The 21,295-nt window shown below is 68.6% G+C and carries 20 protein-coding genes; 9 read left to right on the plus strand and 11 right to left on the minus strand.

Features of this window, described 5'->3' with window-relative positions:
* Positions 1–8: 8 nt before the first annotated feature.
* The 5 genes from SK854_RS34485 to SK854_RS34505 all read left to right on the plus strand — a co-directional run bounded on the left by SK854_RS34485 (position 9) and on the right by SK854_RS34505 (position 3,655).
* Positions 9–785 carry an SDR family oxidoreductase gene (locus tag SK854_RS34485; protein ID WP_319979316.1) on the plus strand — a complete coding sequence of 259 codons (777 nt, stop codon included), beginning with the start codon at positions 9–11 and terminating at the stop codon, positions 783–785.
* Between the two features lie 81 nt (positions 786–866).
* The gene (locus SK854_RS34490) at positions 867–1,445 is read left to right on the plus strand and encodes a flavin reductase family protein (protein WP_319979317.1); all 579 of its coding nucleotides are present in this window, start codon (positions 867–869) and stop codon (positions 1,443–1,445) included.
* Between the two features lie 22 nt (positions 1,446–1,467).
* Positions 1,468–2,844, plus strand: coding sequence for an amidohydrolase family protein (locus tag SK854_RS34495; RefSeq protein WP_319979318.1), 1,377 nt, complete (start codon positions 1,468–1,470; stop codon positions 2,842–2,844).
* A 31-nt stretch (positions 2,845–2,875) separates the two neighbouring features.
* On the plus strand, positions 2,876–3,142 hold the full coding sequence (locus SK854_RS34500) for an Atu4866 domain-containing protein (RefSeq protein WP_319979319.1): 267 nt from the start codon (positions 2,876–2,878) through the stop codon (positions 3,140–3,142).
* A 66-nt stretch (positions 3,143–3,208) separates the two neighbouring features.
* On the plus strand, positions 3,209–3,655 hold the full coding sequence (locus SK854_RS34505) for a hypothetical protein (RefSeq protein ID WP_319979320.1): 447 nt from the start codon (positions 3,209–3,211) through the stop codon (positions 3,653–3,655).
* A 36-nt stretch (positions 3,656–3,691) separates the two neighbouring features.
* Here SK854_RS34505 and SK854_RS34510 read toward each other — a convergent pair whose 3' ends face one another.
* From SK854_RS34510 to SK854_RS34520, 3 genes are read right to left on the minus strand one after another with little or no spacing between them, the layout of a single operon-like run.
* Positions 3,692–4,534: an alpha/beta fold hydrolase gene (locus SK854_RS34510; RefSeq protein WP_319979321.1), complete on the minus strand. Its 843-nt coding sequence runs from the start codon at positions 4,532–4,534 to the stop codon at positions 3,692–3,694.
* A 21-nt stretch (positions 4,535–4,555) separates the two neighbouring features.
* Positions 4,556–5,560 carry an NADP-dependent oxidoreductase gene (locus SK854_RS34515; RefSeq protein WP_319979322.1) on the minus strand — a complete coding sequence of 335 codons (1,005 nt, stop codon included), beginning with the start codon at positions 5,558–5,560 and terminating at the stop codon, positions 4,556–4,558.
* Position 5,561: 1 nt separating this feature from the next.
* Positions 5,562–6,377 carry an oxidoreductase gene (locus tag SK854_RS34520; protein WP_319979323.1) on the minus strand — a complete coding sequence of 272 codons (816 nt, stop codon included), beginning with the start codon at positions 6,375–6,377 and terminating at the stop codon, positions 5,562–5,564.
* Between the two features lie 84 nt (positions 6,378–6,461).
* Here SK854_RS34520 and SK854_RS34525 point away from each other — a divergent pair, with 84 nt between their 5' ends.
* Both SK854_RS34525 and SK854_RS34530 read left to right on the plus strand, forming a co-directional pair.
* On the plus strand, positions 6,462–7,088 hold the full coding sequence (locus SK854_RS34525) for a TetR/AcrR family transcriptional regulator (RefSeq protein WP_319979324.1): 627 nt from the start codon (positions 6,462–6,464) through the stop codon (positions 7,086–7,088).
* Between the two features lie 129 nt (positions 7,089–7,217).
* The gene (locus SK854_RS34530) at positions 7,218–7,958 is read left to right on the plus strand and encodes a ribonuclease activity regulator RraA (protein ID WP_319979325.1); all 741 of its coding nucleotides are present in this window, start codon (positions 7,218–7,220) and stop codon (positions 7,956–7,958) included.
* A 105-nt stretch (positions 7,959–8,063) separates the two neighbouring features.
* Here the strand turns inward: SK854_RS34530 and SK854_RS34535 are convergent, their stop codons facing one another.
* From SK854_RS34535 to SK854_RS34550, 4 genes are all read right to left on the minus strand, one after another.
* On the minus strand, positions 8,064–9,341 hold the full coding sequence (locus tag SK854_RS34535) for a mandelate racemase/muconate lactonizing enzyme family protein (protein ID WP_319979326.1): 1,278 nt from the start codon (positions 9,339–9,341) through the stop codon (positions 8,064–8,066).
* Complete coding sequence (locus SK854_RS34540; RefSeq protein ID WP_319979327.1) at positions 9,338–11,341, minus strand: ABC transporter permease; 2,004 nt, start codon at positions 11,339–11,341, stop codon at positions 9,338–9,340. The genes SK854_RS34535 and SK854_RS34540 overlap by 4 nt, the downstream gene beginning before the upstream one ends.
* A gap of 2 nt (positions 11,342–11,343) precedes the next feature.
* A complete protein-coding gene (locus tag SK854_RS34545; RefSeq protein ID WP_319979328.1) occupies positions 11,344–12,768 on the minus strand; it encodes an ABC transporter substrate-binding protein in 1,425 nt (474 codons plus the stop codon).
* A 141-nt stretch (positions 12,769–12,909) separates the two neighbouring features.
* Positions 12,910–13,653 carry a FadR/GntR family transcriptional regulator gene (locus tag SK854_RS34550; protein ID WP_319979329.1) on the minus strand — a complete coding sequence of 248 codons (744 nt, stop codon included), beginning with the start codon at positions 13,651–13,653 and terminating at the stop codon, positions 12,910–12,912.
* A 74-nt stretch (positions 13,654–13,727) separates the two neighbouring features.
* Between SK854_RS34550 and SK854_RS34555 the strand changes: the two genes are divergently transcribed.
* Complete coding sequence (locus SK854_RS34555; protein ID WP_319979330.1) at positions 13,728–14,885, plus strand: mandelate racemase/muconate lactonizing enzyme family protein; 1,158 nt, start codon at positions 13,728–13,730, stop codon at positions 14,883–14,885.
* 74 nt (positions 14,886–14,959) lie between these two features.
* On the opposite strand, the gene chvE is transcribed toward SK854_RS34555, so the two are convergent.
* Positions 14,960–16,054 carry a multiple monosaccharide ABC transporter substrate-binding protein gene (gene chvE, locus SK854_RS34560; protein WP_319979331.1) on the minus strand — a complete coding sequence of 365 codons (1,095 nt, stop codon included), beginning with the start codon at positions 16,052–16,054 and terminating at the stop codon, positions 14,960–14,962.
* A 224-nt stretch (positions 16,055–16,278) separates the two neighbouring features.
* On the opposite strand from chvE, the gene SK854_RS34565 reads away from it, so the two are divergent.
* Entirely contained in the window at positions 16,279–17,409 is a 1,131-nt protein-coding gene (locus SK854_RS34565) for a serine hydrolase domain-containing protein (protein WP_319979332.1), read from the plus strand.
* A 79-nt stretch (positions 17,410–17,488) separates the two neighbouring features.
* On the opposite strand, the gene SK854_RS34570 is transcribed toward SK854_RS34565, so the two are convergent.
* From SK854_RS34570 to SK854_RS34580, 3 genes are all read right to left on the minus strand, one after another.
* A complete protein-coding gene (locus tag SK854_RS34570; protein WP_319979333.1) occupies positions 17,489–19,015 on the minus strand; it encodes a non-reducing end alpha-L-arabinofuranosidase family hydrolase in 1,527 nt (508 codons plus the stop codon).
* A 352-nt stretch (positions 19,016–19,367) separates the two neighbouring features.
* The gene (locus SK854_RS34575) at positions 19,368–20,966 is read right to left on the minus strand and encodes a SulP family inorganic anion transporter (RefSeq protein ID WP_319979334.1); all 1,599 of its coding nucleotides are present in this window, start codon (positions 20,964–20,966) and stop codon (positions 19,368–19,370) included.
* Positions 20,963–21,295 carry an ArsR/SmtB family transcription factor gene (locus SK854_RS34580; RefSeq protein ID WP_319979335.1) on the minus strand — a complete coding sequence of 111 codons (333 nt, stop codon included), beginning with the start codon at positions 21,293–21,295 and terminating at the stop codon, positions 20,963–20,965. The genes SK854_RS34575 and SK854_RS34580 overlap by 4 nt, the downstream gene beginning before the upstream one ends.

A 21,295-nucleotide genomic window follows, 5' to 3' on the forward strand; every position in this document is an offset into this window, starting at 1 on the left:
CTTCCACCATGTCCGCTCTGCTCACCAACACCCCGCTGGCCGGCCGCGTGGCCGTCGTGTCCGGTGCCTCCAGCGGCATCGGCGCCGCCACCGCCCTCCGCCTGGCCGAACTCGGCGCGAAGGTCGCCGTGCTCGCCCGTCGCAAGGACAACCTCGACACCCTGGTCGAGTCGATCACCCGTGCCGGTGGCACCGCGATCGCCGTTCCCGTCGACGTCACCGACCGGGAGGCCGTGCACGCCGCGGCCCGCCAGGTCGCCGACCGGCTCGGCACGGCCGACCTCGTCTTCAACAACGCCGGCGTGCAGCTCGTCTCGCCGATCACCGACCTGCGCCAGGACGACTGGCAGCGCCAGATCGACCTGAACGTCACCGGGGTCATGAACGTCATCGGCGCCTTCGTGCCGCACCTCACCGCCGCCGCCGAGGCGGGCGGGCCCGCCGACCTGATCACCACGTCGTCGATCGCGGCCACCCGGATCCTGGAGAAGTTCTCGGTCTACTCCGGCACCAAGGCCTACATCAGCCACCTCACCCGGCTGCTGCGCGTCGAGCTCGGCCGCAAGAACGTCCGCGTCGCCACGATCGAGCCCGGCATGGTCGACACGGAGCTGCCCGGCCACGTCACCGACCCGGACGCGACCAAGCTCATGGCCGACCTCATCGACCAGATCGACGTGCTGCAGTCCGCCGACGTCGCCGAGACCGTGGCGTTCATGGCCGCCGTGCCACGCCACGTGAACCTCACCGAGATCACGATTCTCCCCACCGCACAGGCGATCTAGCCGCATGCGGTGCGTGTTGCCGGTGACGGCGGGCGCGAGCTCGCCGTCACCGCCCGCGCCTCCACCAGAAGGGCTCCGACCATGACCACCGCCAATCTCGACCGCCAGGGTTTCACCGAGTACCCGATCAGCGACGTGCACCGGTTGATCGAGCCCGGCCCTGTCGTCATGGTGTCCACTTTCGACGGACACCGCGCGAACCTGATGACCAACGGTTTCAACATGCCTGTCGCCCACGGTGCGTTGATCGGGCTGATCGTCGGCCCGTGGGACCACAGCTACGACGCACTGCGCTCGACCGGGGAGTGCGTCATCGCGATCCCGTCCATCGACCTCGCCGAGCGCGTGGTCGGCGTGGGCAACACCTCCGGCAGGGACACCGACAAGTGGCGGCGGTTCGGCCTCACCCCTTCCCCCGCCACCGTGGTGCGAGCGCCACTGGTCGCGGAGTGCTTCGCCAACATCGAGTGCACCGTGGCCGACGACCGGCTCGTTGACGACTACCACCTGTGGATCCTGCGCGGGGAACGGGCGTGGTTCGACGCCGCCAAGCGGGGAGCCGGCGAGTTCCACCACCGCGGCGACGGCACGTTCTCCGCCAACGCGTCCACTGTGGACCTGCGCGACCGCATGAACAAGTGGCACCACCTCACCCGCTGAACCCCAGAAGGCAGGAACCACCATGTCCACCACGCTCGAACTGCTGCGCCGGCACGCCTCGGACCCGCGACGCCGCGTCCTGCTCACCGGCGGGACCGTCGTCACCATGGACCCCGCTCTGGGCGTCCTGCCCAGAGGCGACGTGCTCGTCGAGGGCGGCACGATCACCGCTGTCGCCGCCGAACTGCCCGTCACCGACGCGATCGTCGTCGACGCCACCGGCTCGATCATCGCTCCCGGCTTCGTCGACACCCACCGGCACGCCTGGGAGGCGCAGCTGCGCCGGGTCATGCCCGACGTCAACGACCTCGGCGAGTACGTCATGTCCACGCTGGCCGGCATCGCCCCGGTCTACCAGCCAGACGACATGTACGTCGGGACGAAACTGGCCGCGCTGACCGCCATCGACAGCGGCATCACCACGATGCTCGACTTCTCCCACAACTCCCGCACACCCGCCCACTCCGACGCCGCCGTCCAGGCCCTGATCGACACGGGCATCCGCGGCGTGCACGCCTCGATGCGCCCGCACTTCGGCGACTGGGACGGCCACTGGCCGGCCGATCTCACGCGGCTGAAGGACACCTACTTCTCCACCAGCGACAGCCTCGTCACGCTGCGCCTCGCCACCCTGGCCACCGACGAGATCGCCGGACCCGACCTCGCCCACGGTCCCCGCCTCGCGCGAATCGCACGCGATCTCGACATCGGCGTCAGCGTCGACGCCGTCTTCGGCACCTCGTCGTCGGCAGCCGTGCTGCGCTGGGCAGAGCAGGGAGTTCTCGGTCCGGACGTCTCGCTGATCCACTGCACCGGCCTCACGAGCGCGGCCTGGCAGGCCATGGCCGACACCGGCGCCGCGGTCTCCCTCGCGCCCACGTCCGAAGCGCAGATCGGACTCGAGACAGCCGTCCCCGCCATCGACGAAGCACTGGCGGTGGGCATCCGCCCCGGCCTGAGCATCGACGTCGAGGTCGCCCTGGCCAGCGACATGTTCACGCAAATGCGCGCCCTGCACGCGATCCAGCGCATGCGTGCCGTGAACGCCGCCTACGGCACCACCGCGACACCCTCCCGGATCGGCGTTCACGACGTGCTCGACTTCGCGACCCTGCACGGTGCGAAGAGCATCGGACTCGGCGACGTCACCGGCTCCCTCACCCCGGGCAAGCAGGCGGACCTGCTGGTCGTGCACGCCGAGGACCTCAACAACATGCCGCTCAACGACCCGATCGGCACCCTCGTCCTCGGCTCCGACGCCCGCAACATCCGCGCGGTGTTCATCGCGGGCCAGGTCCGCAAGTGGGAGGGCACCGTCCTGGACGTCGACGTGCCCGCGCTCGGACAGGACGTCCGTGCCTCACGGGACCGAATCCTCAAAGCCGCGCACTCGTCCTGATCACGCCGCAGACCAACGAAAGGCGAAGACCATGTCCAACGACATCAGCCGGCAGGCCACCGCACCACACCCCCATGTCGGCATGTGGGTCACCGCGGACGGCCGCATCCGGCAGGAACTCCTGCCCAACGGACGCTACGAGGAAGAGCGCGACGGCCGCGAACGCGCTTACACGGGCCGGTACACCGTCGACGGCGACCACATCGACTACTTCGACGACCTCGGGTTCACCGCGACGGGCGACGTCCGCGACGGAATCCTCTACCACGAACACCTCGTACTGCACCGTGAGCGGTGAGAACCCCGCACCCGGCAACGGTCACCGGCTGCCAGACTTCCAGGCGTGAACAGTGCGCTCACCAGCTTGATCGCAGTAGTCGGAACCCTGGCGGGATCGGGCCTCACCTACCTGTTCGGACGACTCACCGCGCGACGGACCGAACGCGTCGCGCGCCACGAACGACTCCGTCAGGAAAGGATCAACGCCTACGTGACGTTCGCCGGGGCGCTGACCGAGCTCCGGCAAGCCCTGATCTCCTTGTGGTTCCTCAAACGCGGCGAGCCGGACGCGGCGGACGCACGGGCAGCCCACACGGAGTCGGACAAACGCGGTGCCGCCGCACACCTCGCCCGGCTCAGCATCCGGTTGCTGACCGACGACGCGGAACTCCTGGGGCACGCGGACAGGGTGTTCGGGCCGGTCGACGGACTGGTCAACGCGAAGGACCTCTCGGAGCTGAAGGCGCTCGAAGTGAAGAGCGAGGAGATGCTGGCCGCGTTCATCGAGGTCGCTGGCCGACAGGTCAGATAGCGGCCTGCCGGCATCCGGCACGGACACCGATCGCGGTCACGCCTCGAGAAACCTGAGAGCTTCGGCGACGAACTCGTCGTGGTACTGGAAGATGCCGCCGTGCCCGGCATCCGGGTACAGCGTGAGCCGGGCATCGGGCAGGCGCCGGGCGAGATCGGCGGAGTTGCTGCTCGGAACCATCCTGTCGTGGTCACCGTTCGCGACGAGGACCGGCTGCCGGACGACCGTCAGGTCCGCAGGCCGTTGAACGCCCCACGCGTGGATCGCCTTGAGCTGGTTGCGGAACGCCGTGACGGAGATCGGCTTGTCCCGGTCGTCCGCGCGTTCCTTCAACCGGTTCACGAACTGCCGCGCCGTCGCCTTGCCGTTGGCCGTGCGGGTGAAGAAGAGGTACTCCTTGGGGTCCTTGAAGGTGAGCACGGCTTTCAGGGTGTCGAGCACGGTGACGGCGGTGACCTTGTCGATGCCCTCGCCACCGGCCGGGCCGGTGCCCGCGAGGATCATCCTGCGCACGAGTCGCGGTTCCCGCTCGGCGACCACCTGGGCGACGAAACCGCCCAGCGAGAAGCCGAGGAGGTCGACCTGGTCGTGGCCCAGCGCCCGGACGAAGGCGGCGGCGTCCCGTGCCATCGCGTCCACCGAGCGCGGTGTCCTGCCCTGCGAGGCCCCCACTCCCCGGTTGTCGAAGGTGATCACCCGGTGCCGGGCGGCGATGCCGTCCACGACACGGGGATCCCAGTTGTCCAGCACCGCGGCCAGGTGGTTCAGGAAGACCACCGGCGTGCCGGTGTCCTGGCCGAGTTCCCGGTAGGCGAACGTCGTGCCGCCGACGTCGGCGGTCCGGGTCGGTGTGTCCTCGTAAGCGGTGATCACGGTCATGACTCCTCCTCGGACGAGCTCCTACCTGACCTTCACGACGACCTTGCCCTTGGCGCGTCCTGTTCGGACGTACGCCATGGCTTCGTTGGTCGCCTCGAAGGGGAAGATCCGGTCCACGACCGGTGTGATGGCGCCGGCGTCGATGAGCGAGGTGATCTCGCCCAACTGCTTCCCGTCCGCCCGCATGAAGAGGAACGAGTAGCTGACCTGCTGGCGCCGGGCGGCCTTCCTGACGCCGCGGCTCAGGACCCACATGACCGGCCGCAGGAACCACGGCCTGCCGGGCTCCCTGGCGAAGGCGGGGTCCGGTGGGCCGGAGATCGAGACGAGCTTCCCGCCGGGCTTCAGCACGCGCAGCGACTTCCTGAGCGTCTCGTCGTCCAGGCTGTTCAGCACCACGTCGTAGTCGCGCAGGACGGTCTCGAAGTCGTCCTCGCGGTAGTCGATCACGACGTCGGCGCCGAGCCGCCTGACCAGGTCGGCGTTGGCCGCGCTGGTCGTCGTGGCCACGGTGGCGCCCAGGTGTTTCGCCAGCTGGATCGCGAACGTCCCGACACCGCCGGCTCCGGCCTGGATGAAGACCTTCTGCCCCTCGCGCAGGCCGGCGATCTCGACCAGCGCCTGCCAGGCGGTCAGGCCGACCAGGGGGATGGCGGCCGCCTCCTCCATCGTGAGCCGCTCCGGCTTCAGCGCCAGGTCGTCCTCACTGATGGAGATGAGTTCCGCGAAGGTGCCGATGCGGTCCTCGTCCGGTCGCGCGTAGACCTCGTCGCCGGGCTTGAACCTCCGCACGCTGCCACCGACCCGGATCACGACACCGGCGACGTCGTTGCCCAGGACGAACGGCGGGCGGTAGGGCAGGACGAGCTTGAACTCCCCGTCCCTGATCTTGACGTCCAGGGCGTTGACGCCCGCGGCGTGGATCTGCACCAGCACGTCGTGCTCACCCACCACCGGCTCCGGGACGTCACCGGCCCGAAGGACGTTGTCGCTCTTGCCGTAGCGATCGACGATGAACGCCCGCACGTCAGCCCACCATCCGGTTCAGCTTGCGGACGCTCCTGTCGAACGCCCACGCAGGGGCGACACGGCGAAGCACGCTGACGCGCGCGGCGGTCGAGCCCGCGGTGTAGCGCCGCTTCGGCTTCTGCTCGGTGGCCGCCGTGGCGATCACCCCGGCGACGAGCGCGGGATCGTCGCCGCCTCGCATCGACTCCGCCATGACGTCGTCGTAGGCGCGTCGCTGGCGCGCGTAGACCGGCAGCGGGCTGTCGGCCTGCACCATGTTCGCGTCGAACGGGCTGTTGGTGGGACCGGGCTGGACGCGCACGACCTGAATGCCCTGTTCGCGGACCTCGTGGTCCAGCGACTCGGAGTACCCCTCGACCGCGTGCTTGGTCGCGACGTAGACGGCCATGAACGGGTTGGGGACGAACCCGGCCACGGACGAGACGTTGATGATGCGGCCGCTTCCGCGGGCGCGCATGTGCGGCAGGACGGCCTTCGTCATGCGCATCAGGCCGAAGACGTTGACGTCGAAGACCGTCTGCGCCTGAGCCACGGAGATCTCCTCCGCGGCGCCGTTGGCACCGACTCCGGCGTTGTTCACCAGGACGTCGAGCCGCCCGAACCGGTCGAGCACCTGCCCGACGACGGCGGCGACCGACTCGTCGCTGGTGACGTCGAGGTCCAGGAACGTCACGCCGTCGGCAGAAGTGATCCTCGACGTGTCACGACTCGTGCCGACCACGCGGAAGCCTGCCTTCGCCAGGGCGACCGTGGCCGCCTCGCCGATCCCTGAGGACGCACCTGTCACGAGCGCGACCTGCGGTGTTGCCGTCATCGTGGGCTCCAACCCATTGGATTATGATCGTACGACCATAAGACCGGACAGACCCGGGGGCAAGAGTTCCGGCAGATTTAGATTATGATCGTACTAACATCGGGGCCGGAGGACCACATGGCGCGGTACGGCAAAGAGCACAAGCTGGCGACGAGACAGCGGATCATCGAGACGGCGGGCCGCCGCTTCAAGCGCAGCGGCATCGACGGCTCCGGCGTCGCCACGCTCATGGCGGACGCGGGACTGACCAACGGCGCGTTCTACGCGCACTTCGAGTCCAAAGAGGACCTGGTCGCCACCGCCGTCTCCGACCAGCTGCGCGACCAGCGCGAGCAACTCGCGGCCGTCGCACCCGGCCGCGCCGGCGTGGAGCAGATCGTCCGGGCGTACCTCTCCCCCGAGCACCGCGACAATCCGGAGGAGGGCTGCCCGTCCGCGGCCCTGCTCGACGAGATCGGCCGCTGCGGGGATCCCACGAGGCAGGCCTACACCGACAGCCTGCTGGCGATCATGGACGACTTCGCCGCCCGTCTCGCACCACACGACCCGCAGTCGGCTCGCACCACGGTTCTCAGCGTCTACGCCCTCATGGTCGGCACGGTGCAGCTGTCCCGCGCCCTGACCGACCGGCGACTCGCCGACGATCTGCTGGAACAGGGCATCCGCAACGCACTGGCGGTACTGGACGGCGAAAGCGCTTCCCAGGAGTGATGAACGCGGTTCCGCCAGCCCTGCCACCACATCTGATCACGTGGCCGACTTCGGCCCCACCACAGGGTTTTCCGGACTAGGCTTGAACTCTCCGATGGTTGCGGCAGCGGATCTGAGGGAGCTACCCACGTGGTCGAGACGCACGACATCGTTCGCCCGCCTGCCGAGTTGAGTGCGGCCCTCGCGGCCATCGGCAGTGCGACGGCCAGCGCCGAGCTCAGCAGGATGGGCATCCGCAGCGCGTTCATCCGCGGCCCGGTCTCGGTCACGCCCGGCGTGCGCGTGGCCGGTCCCGCGCTGACGCTGCAGTTCCTGCCGAAGCGAGAGGACCTCTACCCCGTCGACGAGTACGAGGAGCCGGAGAAGCAGTTGCACCGGCACGTCATGTACCACGCCCAGCCCGGCGACATGATCGTCGTCGACGCGCGCGGTGACATGGGCAGCGGTGTGTTCGGCGAGATGATGCTGACCTACTTCAAGGGCCGCGGCGGCGCCGGCGTGGTGATCGACGGTTGCCTGCGCGACATCGGCGAGGCCAAGCAGCTCGGCCTCGGGCTGTGGATCCGGGGCGCCACACCGAACTTCCACGCCCAGACCGACATCGTCCCGGCCGCCGTGAACGTGCCGGTGGCGTGCGGGGGCACGATCGTCGTGCCGGGCGACATCGTCGTCGCCGACGACGACGGGGCGGTGGTGGTGCCGATCAAGCTCGCGCCCGCTCTGGTGGCCGTCGCCCAGGAACACGCGGAATGGGAGGAGTTCTCCCGGATCCGGCTGGCCGAAGGTGGCGACCTGCGGCGGTACTACCCGCTGTCGGACGAGGCCCGGCCCGAGTACGAGCAGTGGCGCGCCGAGCGGGGCCAGGCCTGACCTGGTGGCGCGACTCGGAACGTCGGCGAGGTGATCCACGCTCAGCAGGGCACCTCACGGCGCCTCTGACCGCGAATTCCCCCGGCGACGTTCCGAGCCACACCACTAGCTCCACAGCCGGTCGTGGCTCGACTCGGCGTCCCAGTGCGTCGTCTCGGCGAAGAACACCGGATCGCGCGGGTCGAGGTGGCGCCGCAGCAGTTCCTCGTCGAGGTCGCCGAACCCCAGTCCTGGCGCGTCCGGCACCGCGATGTGGCCGTTCTGGATCAGCGGCCGGGGCAGGCCGGTGACGAGGTCGCTCCAGAACTCCACCTCGGCCGCGTGGTGTTCGAGTGCGAGGAAGTTCTCCGTGGCGGCGGCCAGGTGCACGCACGCCATCGTCGCGATCGGCGACGCCGCCAGGTGCAGCGCCATCGCGATCCCGCGTTCCTGCGCGTAGTCCCCGAGCCGCTTGGTCTCCGCGATCCCGCCCGCCGTCGCCGGATCGGGGTGCACGACGCGAATGGCGCCGGCGTCGAGCAGCGGCCGGAAGCCGTCGAGCAGGTAGATGTCCTCCCCCGTGCACGTCGGGACGGCGACGGCCGCGGTGAGGCTGCGCCACTGGTCGGTCAGTTGCCACGGGATCAGATCTTCGATCCACGCCAGGGTGAACGGCTCCAGCGCGCGGCCGATCCGGATGCAGGAGTCGAGGGCGATGTGGCCGAAGTGGTCGGCGGCGAGCGCGATGTCGTAGCCGACGACGGAACGGACGACGTCCACGTAGGACGCCAGGTGGTCGACGCCCTTCGCGGTGACCTGGATGCCGGTGAACGGATGCATCGTCGTCAGGTTCGCGCGGGCGCCCGGCGGCGCGATCAGCGCCCCCGGCACGTCCCACAGCAGGTCGATGCCCACGTCCATCTTCAGCATCGTGAACCCGCGCCGTTCGCGGTCCAGCAGCCGGGCGCCCATCGCGTGCGGGTCCGGCAGCGACGGAGTGTCCGCGTAGCAACGGATCTCGTCCCGGAACCGGCCCCCGATCAACGCGTACGCGGGAACTCCGTACGCCTTGCCGGCGAGGTCCATCAGCGCCATCTCGACGCCGGAGACCCCGCCGCCCTGACGGCCGTGATGCCCGAACTGCTTGATCTTGCGGAAGATCTTGTCGACGTTGCACGGATTCTCGCCGACGAGCCGGCTCTTGAGCATGAGCGCGTAGGTGGCGCTGGCCTGGTCGCGCACCTCCCCGTAGCCCGCCAGCCCCTGGTTGGTGTCGATCCTGATGATCGACGAGCGGAACGGCACGCCGGCCACGTTGGCCACCCGCAGATCGGTGATGCGCAGGTCACTCGGCCGGGACGCGGTCGCGACGTGCTCCTCCGTGATCGCCGGTGTCTCGCTCATCCCTTCACGGCCCCCGCGGTGAGGCCCTCGGTCAGGAACCGCTGCCCGAACGCGTACATGGTCACGACCGGAATGCTGATCAGCAGCGAGGCCGCGGCCAGCTGTCCCTGCGGCACGACGTCACCGAAGATCATCGACTGCATGCCGACGGGCAGCGTCTTGTAGTCGTCCTTGGTGATGAACACGAAGGCGAACAGGAACTCGTTCCACGCGTTGGTGAGCGTGAACAGCGCGACCGCGAGCAGGCCCGGTTTGGCCAGCGGCAGCACGATCCGGATGAACGCCCCGAACCGCGTGCAGCCGTCGACCAGCGCGGCCTCCTCCAGGTCGGCCGGGATCGACTTGAAGTAGCCGACGAGCAGCCACGTCGCGAACGGCAGGGTGAACGTGGGGTAGGCGAGCACGAGCGACCACAACGAGTCGTTGAGCCCGATTCCGCTCATCATCTGGTACAGCGGGATGAACAGCAGCGCGCCCGGCATCACGTAGGTGAGCAGGATCGTCACCGTGAAGCTCTCCGAGCCCCGGAACTTCAGGCGTGCCAACGCATAGCCCGCCAGTGCCGCGCAGACCAGGGCGATCACGGTCGACGCCACCGACACCAGGATCGTGTTGAGGTACCAGGTGCCGAACGCCCTGCCCGTGAACAGGTTGGTGAACTGCTCGGTGCTCCACGGGGTCGGCCACAGGTCGTCGGTGCGCGCGACGATCTGGTTGTCGGACTTGAAGGCCGTGACCGTCATCCAGTAGAGCGGGGCGAGCACGAAGCCCAGCAGGCCCACGAGCGCGATCCCGCTGCCGGTGCCACTGACCACGCGCGCGGCCAGCCGGTTGCCCCGCGCGGCGAGCACGGAGACGACTCGTCCGACGGCGGCCGCGAGCACCACGAACACGCCCAGCACGAGCGCGGCCTTCCACACGATGTGCGGCGAGGCCCAGACCAGGATGAGCGTCGAGCCCGCGACGATCACCCACGGCAACGCCCTGCGCTGAGCGGGAGTGAGCCGCCTGCGCCCCATGTCGCTCGCGCCCGGCTGGTCGCTGCGCCGCATCATCCGCACGAGGATCACCACGAGGATGCCGATGATCGGCAGCATCACCAGCGTGACCGCGGCGCCCGCGCCCAGTTGCAACTGCTGGATGGCCTTCGAGTAGGCCACCATCACGTACGGGGCGGTGGCGTCTCCCGGCCCGCCCTGGGTCATCAGCCAGATCAGGTCGAAGTTGTTGAACGTCCAGATCGACGACAGCAACACCGTCACGATCATGATGTGGCGCAGGCCCGGCATCGTGATGTGCACGAAGCGCTGCCACGGCGAGGCGCCGTCCACCACCGCCGCCTCGTAGAGCCCGCTGTCGATGGCCTTGAGCCCGGCGAGGAACGTCACCGTGAAGAACGGGATGCCCTTCCAGACGTTGACCAGGATGACCGCCGGCATCGCGAGCGCGGGATCGGACAGCCACTCCGCGGGCCACCGGTCGACGAGCCCGACGGCAGCGAGAACGGGCCCGATCCCCGAGTCGGTCAGCAGAACGTTGACGCTGCCGAAGATCGGGTCGAACAACGACCGCCAGGTGAAGGCCGTGACGACCGTCGGCACGACCCACGGCAGCAGGATCACCCCGGCGATGATCGCCCGGCCGCGGCGCATGTGGTGCAGCATCAGCGCCGCGATGAGGCCGAGGGTCACCTTGAAGATCTCGGCGTACGCGGTGAAGACGAAGGAGTTGAGCACTCCCTTGTGGAACACGGTGTCGCCGACGAGGGCGGTGTAGTTGTCCAGCCCGACGAAGACCGTCTCCGCACCGTGACGTTCCGTCGTGCTGGTGAGGACCGAACTGACGATCGGGAACAGGATCAGGCCGGAGACCAGCACCAGCGTCGGCCCGATGAACACGGCGGCGAGGCGCCAGTCCCGCCCGAACAGCCGCTGCGACCTGGTGTGCGAAGAAGGCCCGCGCGGCGCCGGACGGACCGGCGCCGGCCTGGTGCGCAGCACGGTCACTGCTTGTAGCCCTGCTGCTCGAAGACCTGCACGATGCGGGTGTGGGTCGAGGCGACGGCATCGGCCGGCTTGGTGCCCTGGATGACCGACTGCATCATGTCGGTGAGCAGGTAGGCGGCCGTCGCGGCCTGTTCACCGGGACTCGGCGCCTGCGGGAACTTGAAGCCCGTCCTGGTGGTCACCGGGAGCGGCGTGCGGGTCTGCTCCCGCAGCGCGGGGAAGGCCGGATCACCGGTGGTGTAGTACGGGTCGGAGTCCCACACCTTGTCCCACGAGGGATTCACCAGGCACGGTGCTCCCTTCGCGACACCGAGCAGCGCGGTCCCGCTGACCATGTACTTCGCCACCAGCTTGGCGAGATCGGGGTTCTTCGCCCCCTTGAACACGACGAACGAGTTGGACTCGCCGAACGCGAGCGGCTTGTCGATCGCCGGTCCGGTGGCGCCGTTGAACGGGTGGGTGTTGGCGTAGACCGGGTTGTTCTTGGTCTTCGAGTCGGCGTAGACGCTGAACTGGTTGAGCGTGAGCCCCAGGATCTGGGCCAGCCAGTTCTCGTTGTTGCTCGAGTCGGTCCAGCTGCCGATGCCCGGTGGCAGCATCGGCGTGTACTTCGGATTCGTGTAGATGTCGCCGATGAACGTGACGGCGGCGACGGTCTCCGGCGAGTTGAACACCACCTTCGTGCCGGTGTTGTCCGCGATCGCGCCGCCGTAGCAGTTGATGACGTTCGCGATGAAGCCGTTGGCGTCGCCGGAGCGGTTCACCGTGAGCCCCCAGCCGAAGCGCTTCTTCGCCGGGTCGGAGACCTCCAGCGCGTTGTCGCGCAGCTCCTCCCACGTGTAGTGGGGTTTGAGCTCAAGGCCCTTCTCCTGGTACCAGTCCTTGCGCAGGTACATCGCGGACGCGATGAAGTGGTACGGGATCGCGAACCAGCGCCCGCCGAACACGCAGTAGTTGGTCGCCTCCGTCGCGGGCTCGCCGTAGAGCTTGCGCATCTCTTCGACCACGTCGGTGACGTCGGTGAGGGCGCCGAGGTTGTGGAGCTGGCCGACGAACCGCCGATCGCTCACGAAGGCGAAGTCGCGGCTGGTGCCCGCCTTCACCTCGGCGTCCATCTTCGCGACCATGTCGCCGGCGTCACCGGAGACCAGGTCGTTGCGGACCGTGGTGCCGGTGGCCTGTGCGAACACCTGCAGCGACCTGTCCAGTGCCTGGTTGGCGGCCTCCGCGTACAGCTTCTGCGAGAGCATCCCCACCGACCCACCGCGCAGCGGGCCGGCCTGGTCGAGGAGTGCCTGGGGCACTTGGACGTCGACCTGCGGCGCGGGTGCCGGCCCTCCCCCGCACCCGGCGAGACCGAGCACGCCCAGCGCGCTCACCCCGAGGAAGGTGCGCCTCGATAAGTCCGTTTTCTCTTCCATGACCACTCCTCTCGCGTCCGGCGAGCGGACGCGTACCGACGGGGCGACGTTGCAACCGGCGGGACAACGAGGCGTGGGCCGCGCTGCCGGGTCGTTCATGTGCTGAAGAACGGTGAAGCGGAAGAACTCTCGTGCGGTGCGCTAGCGCCGTCGGGCAGCGCGTTTGGTCTGCTGCTCCTTCTCCGCGAGGAGGTTGGAGTTGTTGGCCAGGTGCTTGCGCATCGCCGCGCGGGCGCCTTCCGGGTCGCGCGCCACGAGTGCCTCGTAGATCTCCGTGTGGTCGCCGGTGGCCTTGCGCAGCGCGGCCGGCGCCTCGTTGGTGATGCGCCGGCTGGCCGTGCCCAGCCAGCGGGCGGAGTACATGATCCGGTCGAGTATGCGGTTGTCGGCCGCCCGGCAGATCTCCATGTGGAACTCGTGGTCGACCTCGAGGTAGGCGTTGGGGTCCCCCTCGAGCGCCGACATGCGGTCGAGCTCGTCCTTGAGCCGTTCCAGCGTCTCGCCGGTGACACTGGCCGCGGCCATCGCGGCGAGTTCGGGTTCGAGCAGCACGCGCATCTGGTGCAGCTCCTGCAGCAGCTCGCCGACGATCTCGGTGGGCAGCCACTCGATCAGCAAAGGACTCAGGTAGTCCCACTCCGCCCGGGGACGCACGGCGACGCGGCGGCCCTGCGCGACCTCGACGATGTCGAGCGAGGCGAGGATCTTGAGCGTCTCCCGCGCGACCACGCGGGACACCCCGAACTCCCGGGAGATGTCGAGTTCCGACGGAGCACGCCCGTCCTCGATCTCGCCGCTGACGATGCGCCGGGTCAGGTGTGCGGCCACCTGCACCGGGAGAGTCCGGACCTTGACAGCGTCCGAAGACTCTTGTCCCCTTTGCATGTCATCAGCTTATAGGACAAGTTGGACACAGCGACAGAGTCCGTTCCTCTGCACGACCCAGCGGCGGGAGAGCAATGCGGATCGTCAACGTCACGACGGCGGTGGTGGACTACCACGGTCAGGCCACCCTGGTCCGGATCGACACCGACGAGGGCCTCAGCGGGTTCGGCGAGGCCAACCCCGACGCCGGCGCGGGCGCCGTCGTCGGAATGATCAATTTTCTGGCGCCCCTCCTGATCGGCGAGGACCCGCGCAACGTCGAGCGGTGCTGGGAGAAGCTGCGCCGCAACAAGGTCTTCGCGGGCCCCCAGGGCGGGGTGTTCGTGATCGCCCTGTCCGGTATCGAGCTCGCGCTGTGGGACCTCGCGGGCAAGGCCGCGGGCCAGCCGGTCTACCGGATGCTCGGCGGGAAGTTCCGCGACCGGATCCGCCTCTACGCCGACTGCGGCGACGGCGACGACCCGGCGGGCTCGATCTCCGGGTGCGTCGACCGGGCCCAGCGGATGGTCGCCGAAGGCTTCACCGCCATCAAGTTCGACATCGACAACCTCCACCACCCCGCCAAGTTCGACGACTTCAACCACACGATCAACGCCGCCGAGCTGCGCTCGATGGTCGAGCGCGTGGCAGCCGTGCGCGACGCGATCGGACCGGACGTCGACCTGGCCATCGACCTGCACGCCCGCTACGACGTGCCGAGCGCCTGCCGGATCTCGTGGGAGCTCGAGCCGTTCCGCCTGATGTGGCTCGAGGAGCCGCTGCCGGCGGAGAACGTCGACGCGCTGGCACGGGTGCGCGCACAGACCCGCACGCCGATCTGCGCGGGCGAGAACCTCTACCTGCGGTGGGGATTCCGCGACCTGCTCGAACGCGGCGCCGTGGACGTCATCGAGCCGGACGTGCCGAAGTGCGGCGGCCTCGCCGAAGCCAAGAAGATCGCCAACCTCGCGGAGATGCACTACATCCCGTTCGCACCGCACCTGGTGTCGACGCCACTGGGCACGATGGCCACGTCGCACCTGTGCGGAGCCATCCCCAACTTCTTCGTCCAGGAATGGCACGCCCTGGAGGAGCGCGCGGTGTGGGACAGCTACGTCCACGCGCCCGACGGGAGCGGCTCGATCGTGAAGGACGGCTACATCACGCTGCCCGACACCCCCGGCATCGGTGTGGAGCTCGACATGGACGGTGTGCGGGCACACGCCGTCGCGGGTTACGGGTTGTTCGAGTAGCGGAGCCCGAATCCCTGATCGGCGCTCCGGCACGTGAGCGTGGCGGTGACGTCACCGCCACGCTCGCGCAGGCCCTAGCGGAGCTGGTCGTCGGTGTAGTACCCGGACTCCACGAGAACCTTGTGGTAGTTGGTCTTGTCGACGCTCACCGGGTTCAGCAGGAACGCCGGGACGACCTTGACGCCGTTGTCGTAGTCGTTGAGGTTGTTCAGCTGCGGCGGCGTGCGGTCCTTCAGCACGGCCTCGGCCATCGACGCCGTGGCCTTCGCCAGTTCGCGGGTGTCCTTGTAGATCGTCGAGTACTGCTGGCCGGCGATGATCGACTTCACCGAACCGAGCTCGGCGTCCTGGCCGGTCACGATCGGGAACTCGGGGCCGTAGCCGCCGTTCTTCAGCGCGGTGAGGATGCCGAGGGAAATGCCGTCGTAGGGCGAGAGCACGCCGTTCACCTTGGCCCGGCGGTACGTCGTGCCCAGGATCTCCTCCATGCGCTTGCCGGCGGTCTCGCCGTCCCAGCGGAGTGTCGTGACGGCCTGGAACTCCGTCTGACCGCTGCGCACCACCAGCTTGCCGTTGTCGAGGTACGGCTTGAGCACGGACATGGCACCGTTGAAGAAGAACGCCGCGTTGTTGTCGTCCGCGGAGCCTGCGAACAGCTCGATGTTGAACGGACCCTCCGCGGGGCCGGGACTGGCGTCGGGGTTGCGCAGACCCAGCCCGGTCAGCAGCGACTCGGCCTGGTAGACGCCGACCCGGAAGTTCTCGAACGTCGCGTAGAAGTCGACGTTCGGGCTCCCGCGCAGAAGCCGGTCGTAGGCGATCACCGGAATCCTGGCGTTCGCGGCCGTGTCGAGCGGCTTGGTCAGCGCCGAGCCGTCCACCGAGGCGATGATCAGGAGCTTCGCGCCCTTGGCGATCTGGTCCTCGATCTGCTTCACCTGGGTGGGCACGTCGTTCTCGGCGTACTGGAGGTCGACCCGGTGCCCTCGCGACTCCAGGTCTCGCTTGATGTTCTCGCCGTCGCTGATCCAGCGCTCCGACTTGGTCGTCGGCATGGTGACGCCCACGAGCGCGCCGTCACCGGGTTTGGGCTGATCACCGGCCGCCGGCCCGCCGCACGCCGCCGCCAGCAGCGCGACGGCCAGCACAGCGAACCTCGGGAATACCATTGTGGCTCCTAGCGTGGATCAACGTTGACGGTCGCCACGGTTCGAGGCAGGCCGAAAGGGCGGCTTCGGTGTGACCCGCGCCACAAGCGGATGTGGACGTTAACAAGCGAACTTGGCCGAATCAAGCGAAGACGCGAAGACGTTGTCAGCCTTGCCAGTTCAGCGATTCGCATCTCGAATCACTCCTTGCACCTGACGCTGGTGTCAGGTTCTAACCTGGCGGCATGACCCTCTCCTCCGGCACGCACGACGGTCGTTTCGATGCCGTTCGCGCCGCGTTCGAGAACAACCTCGCCACCGGTGAAGAGCTCGGCGCCTCTCTCGTCGTGGACATCGACGGTGAGTCCGTCGTGGACATCTGGGGTGGGCACCGCGATGCCGCGCGCACCGCCGGCTGGGAACGGGACACGATCGTCAACGTCTGGTCGACGACGAAGACCGTCACCAGTCTCGCGATCCTGATGCTGATCGATCGCGGACAGCTGGACGCACACGCCCCGGTCGCCCGGTACTGGCCCGAGTTCGCCGCCCGCGGCAAGGACGCCGTCGAGGTCCGCCACCTCCTGTCGCACACCTCCGGCCTTTCCGGACTCGAGCAACCGGTGAAGCTCACCGACCTCTACGACCCGGCGGACTCGACAGCGCTCTTCGCCGGTCAGAAACCTTGGTGGGAACCAGGTACCGCGTCGGGTTACCACGCGGCCACCTACGGCCATCTCCTCGGCGAACTGGTCCGGCGGGTCACCGGCAGCACGCTGCGCGAGTTCGTCGCGACCGAACTGAGCGGTCCGCTGGCGGCGGACTTCCAACTGGGCGCGGCCGAAGTGGACTGGCCGCGAATCGCCGAGATCGTCCCGCCGCCTCCGCCGTCGCGGTTGCCCGAGCCCGGCGGCATCGCGGCCCGGACGTTCGCCGGCCCCGCCGTGAGCGCCGGCGCGGCCAACACGGCCGACTGGCGCAGGGCCGAGATCGGCGCGTTGAACGGCCACGGCAACGCCCGTTCGGTCGCCCGGCTGCTGTCCGTGATCTCCCGGGGCGGCAGCGTCGACGGCACCCGCTACCTCGGCGAGGCGACGCTGGATCTGATCTTCGAGGACCAGGCCGACGGCGTGGACCTGGTGCTCGGCATCCCGATCCGCTGGGGAACGGGCTTCGCGTTGCCGAAGAAGGAGACGCTGTCCTGGATCCCCGACGGGAGGATCTGCTTCTGGGGCGGGTGGGGCGGATCGATGATCATCATGGATCTGGAGCGCCGGCTCACCATTTCGTACGCGATGAACCGCATGGCGCCCGGCATCATCGGCTCGGACCGCAGTGAGGCTTGCGTTTCCGCCGTGTACGACGCGCTCGCCTGACTCAGCATCCACGAAGGCCGGCTCCCCCACCCGGTGGGACGAGGGAGCCGGCCTCGGTGGAACGACCTGCGTCAGACGCTCAGCGTTGCAGCGTCAGCACGCCCGGCCGGTACGGCAGGAGGCCGTAGTCACCGCCGGAGTTCGGGTTGCGACCCTGGTAGAGGAGCTGGAGGTTGCAGGGGTCGATGGTCTTGGTCTGGTCGGGGTTGGATCGGATCAGGTCGCCGTGGCTGATGTCGTTGGTCCAGGTGGCGCCGCTGTTGGCCTTGCCGGCGAACGGGTTGCTCTCGGTGGCGGCCTGCGGCGTCCAGGAACCGCTGAGGCTGCTGGACGTGAACGAGCGGAAGTAGCGCCCGTTGTTGCCCATCGCCTCGACGATCATGAGGTACTGGTTCTGACCCTGAACCTTGTACACCTCGACGCCCTCGAACAGGTTCGCCGTCGTGTCGCTCATGATCTGCGTCCAGGACGAGCCGAAGCTGCCGGGGAAGTTCCCGATCGGCATGGTGGCCCGGTAGATCTTGCCGTTGTCACCGGCGAAGAACAGGTACATGTTCGTGTCGTCACCGATGAGCGTCTGGTCGATGGGGCCTGTGCCGGAGTTGGGAATGGTTCCGGTGAACAGGGTCTGCGCCGACGACCACCCGTTCGCGTTCGTGGGGTCGTTCGACGTCCGGTAGCTGAAGGTGGTCGGGCCCCATTGGTAGGTGAGCACCCAGATGTTCTTCGGTGCGAAGTAGAACAACGTGGGGGCGACCGTGCCCGCGCTCATCCCGTTCTGACTCGCCGAGCCCATGTCCGACCAGTTCGTGAAGGTCCCGAAGTTCATCGAGCCCCAGGTCGTTCCCGTGTCGTGCGTCGTCGCGTAGACCAGGTGCTTGCCGTTGTGCATGACGTGGGTGAAGTCCTTGAGCGACACCCATCCCTGCTTCGGGTTCGCGAGCGAGCCGGTCGACGACCAGCGGTAGGTCGACGGGAGCTGGCAACCGCCGCCCGGCGGGGTGGTCGTCGTCGTGGTGGGGCCCGTGCCGCCACCGACTCGGACGAGCTGCCACTGCTGGTTGGTGCCGTTCCAGTCGCTGTACTGGACGACGTTCGCGCCATCGGCGGTCGAGCCGCCCTGCACCTCGACGCTCTTGTTGCTGTTGCGGTTGATCAGGCGCACGTAGCCGCTGTCGGAGTCGGCGAGGCGGAACTGCTGGTTGGTGCCGTTGCCGTCGGCCCACTGGACGATGTTGCCGCCGTCGGCGGTCGAGAAGTTGTAGACGTCGAGGACCTTGCCCGACAGCCGGGACTTCAGCCGGTAGTAGCCCCCGCCGGAGTCGGTGAACTGCCACTGCTGCTGGTTGCCGTCGTTGCGAGCCCACTGGGTGATGCGCGCGCCGTCGTTCGTGGCGAGGTTGTAGACGTCCAAGGCCTTGCCGCTGTTGCGGTTGACCAGCACGTACCAGGCGGAGGTGTCGACGGTCGCCGCCGACACGGGTGTCGCACTGAAAGCCGCCACGAGACCGCCGAGCAGGACGGCCACGACGGCGGTGACGCCGGCCACTCGACGTCGGCCGGCGCGGGAGACGGAGGTGGGCGGGTGATGGCCTGATCCGGCCATGAGTGTGCTCCTCTTCGTTGAGGTGAGGGAGAACCCGACCGGGGCACCGTTCGATCGACCACTTGCGCCGAGTGGTCTATCGCGTTTTCTGAACGAACACTGATCACGTCACAGAGGTGCCATTTCTGCGGATACCGGTCGCGTCCATCAAACTGTGGAGGACGATCTCCGTCCGGTCAAGAAGTGTCGAATGCATTCGACTGGGGAAGCGAACAGGTCGTCGAATGTCTGTTAGCGCACTCATTCCGCGGAGAACTGTCCGGCGGAACCGAAGAAGAATCCTTTGCTTTGCATTCTTGAACGGGTTCACGCCGTCCGGTCCAGCACACTCGTTCTCCCGGGTCACCTACCGTCACGGCAGCGTGCCGTTGCGGCGCAAGAGGTCTCGCGCGTGCTCGATGGCCTCGGGTGTGCTGGCGAACGTGCGCACGCCGTGGGTCTCCAGCTGGTGACGGTGCTCGTCGCGCACGCCGGAGAGCAGCACGGTGACGCCCCTGTGCTCCAGTCTCTCGACGGCGTCGCGCAGGACCAGCACGCCGGTGCCATCCATCGTGGACACGCGGGACATCCGCAGGATCACCACGGAGACCGCCGCGATCTCGGTGAGTTCCAGCAGGAAGCGATGTGCCGCGGCGAAGAACAGCGGTCCGTCCAACCGGTAGGCGACGATGTGCTGGGCGAGCAGTTCGTGCTCCTCCAGGGTGTGATCGCCGGGCTCCAGCGGTTCCTCGTCGATGCGCGCCGACCTGGCGACCGCTCTCAGGGCCAGCGCTCCCGCCACGACCAGGCCGACGATCACGGCGGTGACGAGGTCGAGCGCCAGCGTCGCGATCGCGGTGAGGGCGAGCACCACCGCGTCGGAGCGGTTCGCCCGCATCAGGACCCGGACCGAACCGACCTCGACCATCCGCACCGCGGTGGCGAGCAGCACGCCGGCCAGCACGGCCAGCGGAATCCGTCCGACCGCGGAGGCCGCGACCAGCATGATGGCGGCGAGCGTCGCGGCGTGGACCAGGGCCGCCAGTCGCGAGGTCGCACCCGACCGGACGTTGACCGCGGTCCTGGCGATGGCCGCCGTCGCGGGCACGCCACCGAACATCGGCGTGATGACGTTCGCGATGCCCTGGCCGAAGAGCTCGCGGTCCGGGTCGTGCCGCTGGTTCACGCTCATGCCGTCGGCGACCGTCGCGGACAGCAGGCTCTCCAGCGCGGCGAGTGCGGCCACCGCGACCGCGGACGGCAGCAGCGACCACAGCGCGCCCAAGTCCAGAAAGGACAGCGACGGCGCGGGCAGCAACGCGGGCAACGAGCCGATGCGGGGCACGGGAAGGGACCAGATCTCCGCCACCGCCGTTCCCACCGCCACGGCCAGCAGCGAGAACGGGATCGCCGGTTTCCAGCGCGCGCCGACGAGCATGATCACAACGACTCCGCCCGCGAGGGCGACGGCGGGCAGAGCGGGGCCGGACCCGAACGCGTGGACGGCGTTCACCACGACGTTGTGCCCGTCCGGGGTGGGTACGCCGAGTGCCGCGGGGATCTGTTGCAGCGCGATGACCGCGGCGATGCCGAGGGTGAAGCCCTCGACCACCGGAGCCGGCACGTACCGCATGTAGCGCCCGGCTCTGGCCACCGCCAACGCGAGCAGCAGCACACCCGCCATCAGCCCGACGGTCAGCACACCGCCCGGCCCGAACGTCGCGACGATCGGCACCAGCACCACGGTCATCGCGCCGGTGGGCCCGGACACCTGCAGGCTGGAGCCGCCGAAGACCGCGGCCAGGGTGCCCGCGACGATCGCGGTCGCCAGTCCCGCGGCGGCACCGAGGCCCGACGCCACCCCGAATCCCAGCGCCAGCGGTAACGCCACGACCGCGACCGTCAGGCCTGCGACGACATCTCTCGGAGTCGCTGCCGACCAGTCCGCCTTCGCGGGCAGGAACGCTCTCACGCGGAGTCCTCGCGCAACTGCGCGAGCAACTCGTTCTGCCCGACCAGCAACTCGGTGAGAATCCTTCTGGCGGCTTTCATCAGATCGGCCACGTCCGCGCCCGCGAGCGCGTACACCACCGTCGACCCTTCGCGGGTCGCCGTCACGATGCCGGACCTGCGCAGCACGGCCAGTTGCGCGGAGAGGTTGGACGGCTCGACCTCGATCTCGGCCAGCAGGTCGCGCACCGCTTTCGGGCCGTCCTGCAACAACTCCAGCACCCGGATGCGCACGGGGTGGCCGAGCATCCGGAAGAACTCGGCCTTCGCCTGGTACAGCGGAACCGGCAC

The sequence above is a fragment of the Lentzea sokolovensis genome (genome assembly GCF_033949975.1).
Lineage (GTDB): Bacteria > Actinomycetota > Actinomycetes > Mycobacteriales > Pseudonocardiaceae > Lentzea > Lentzea sokolovensis.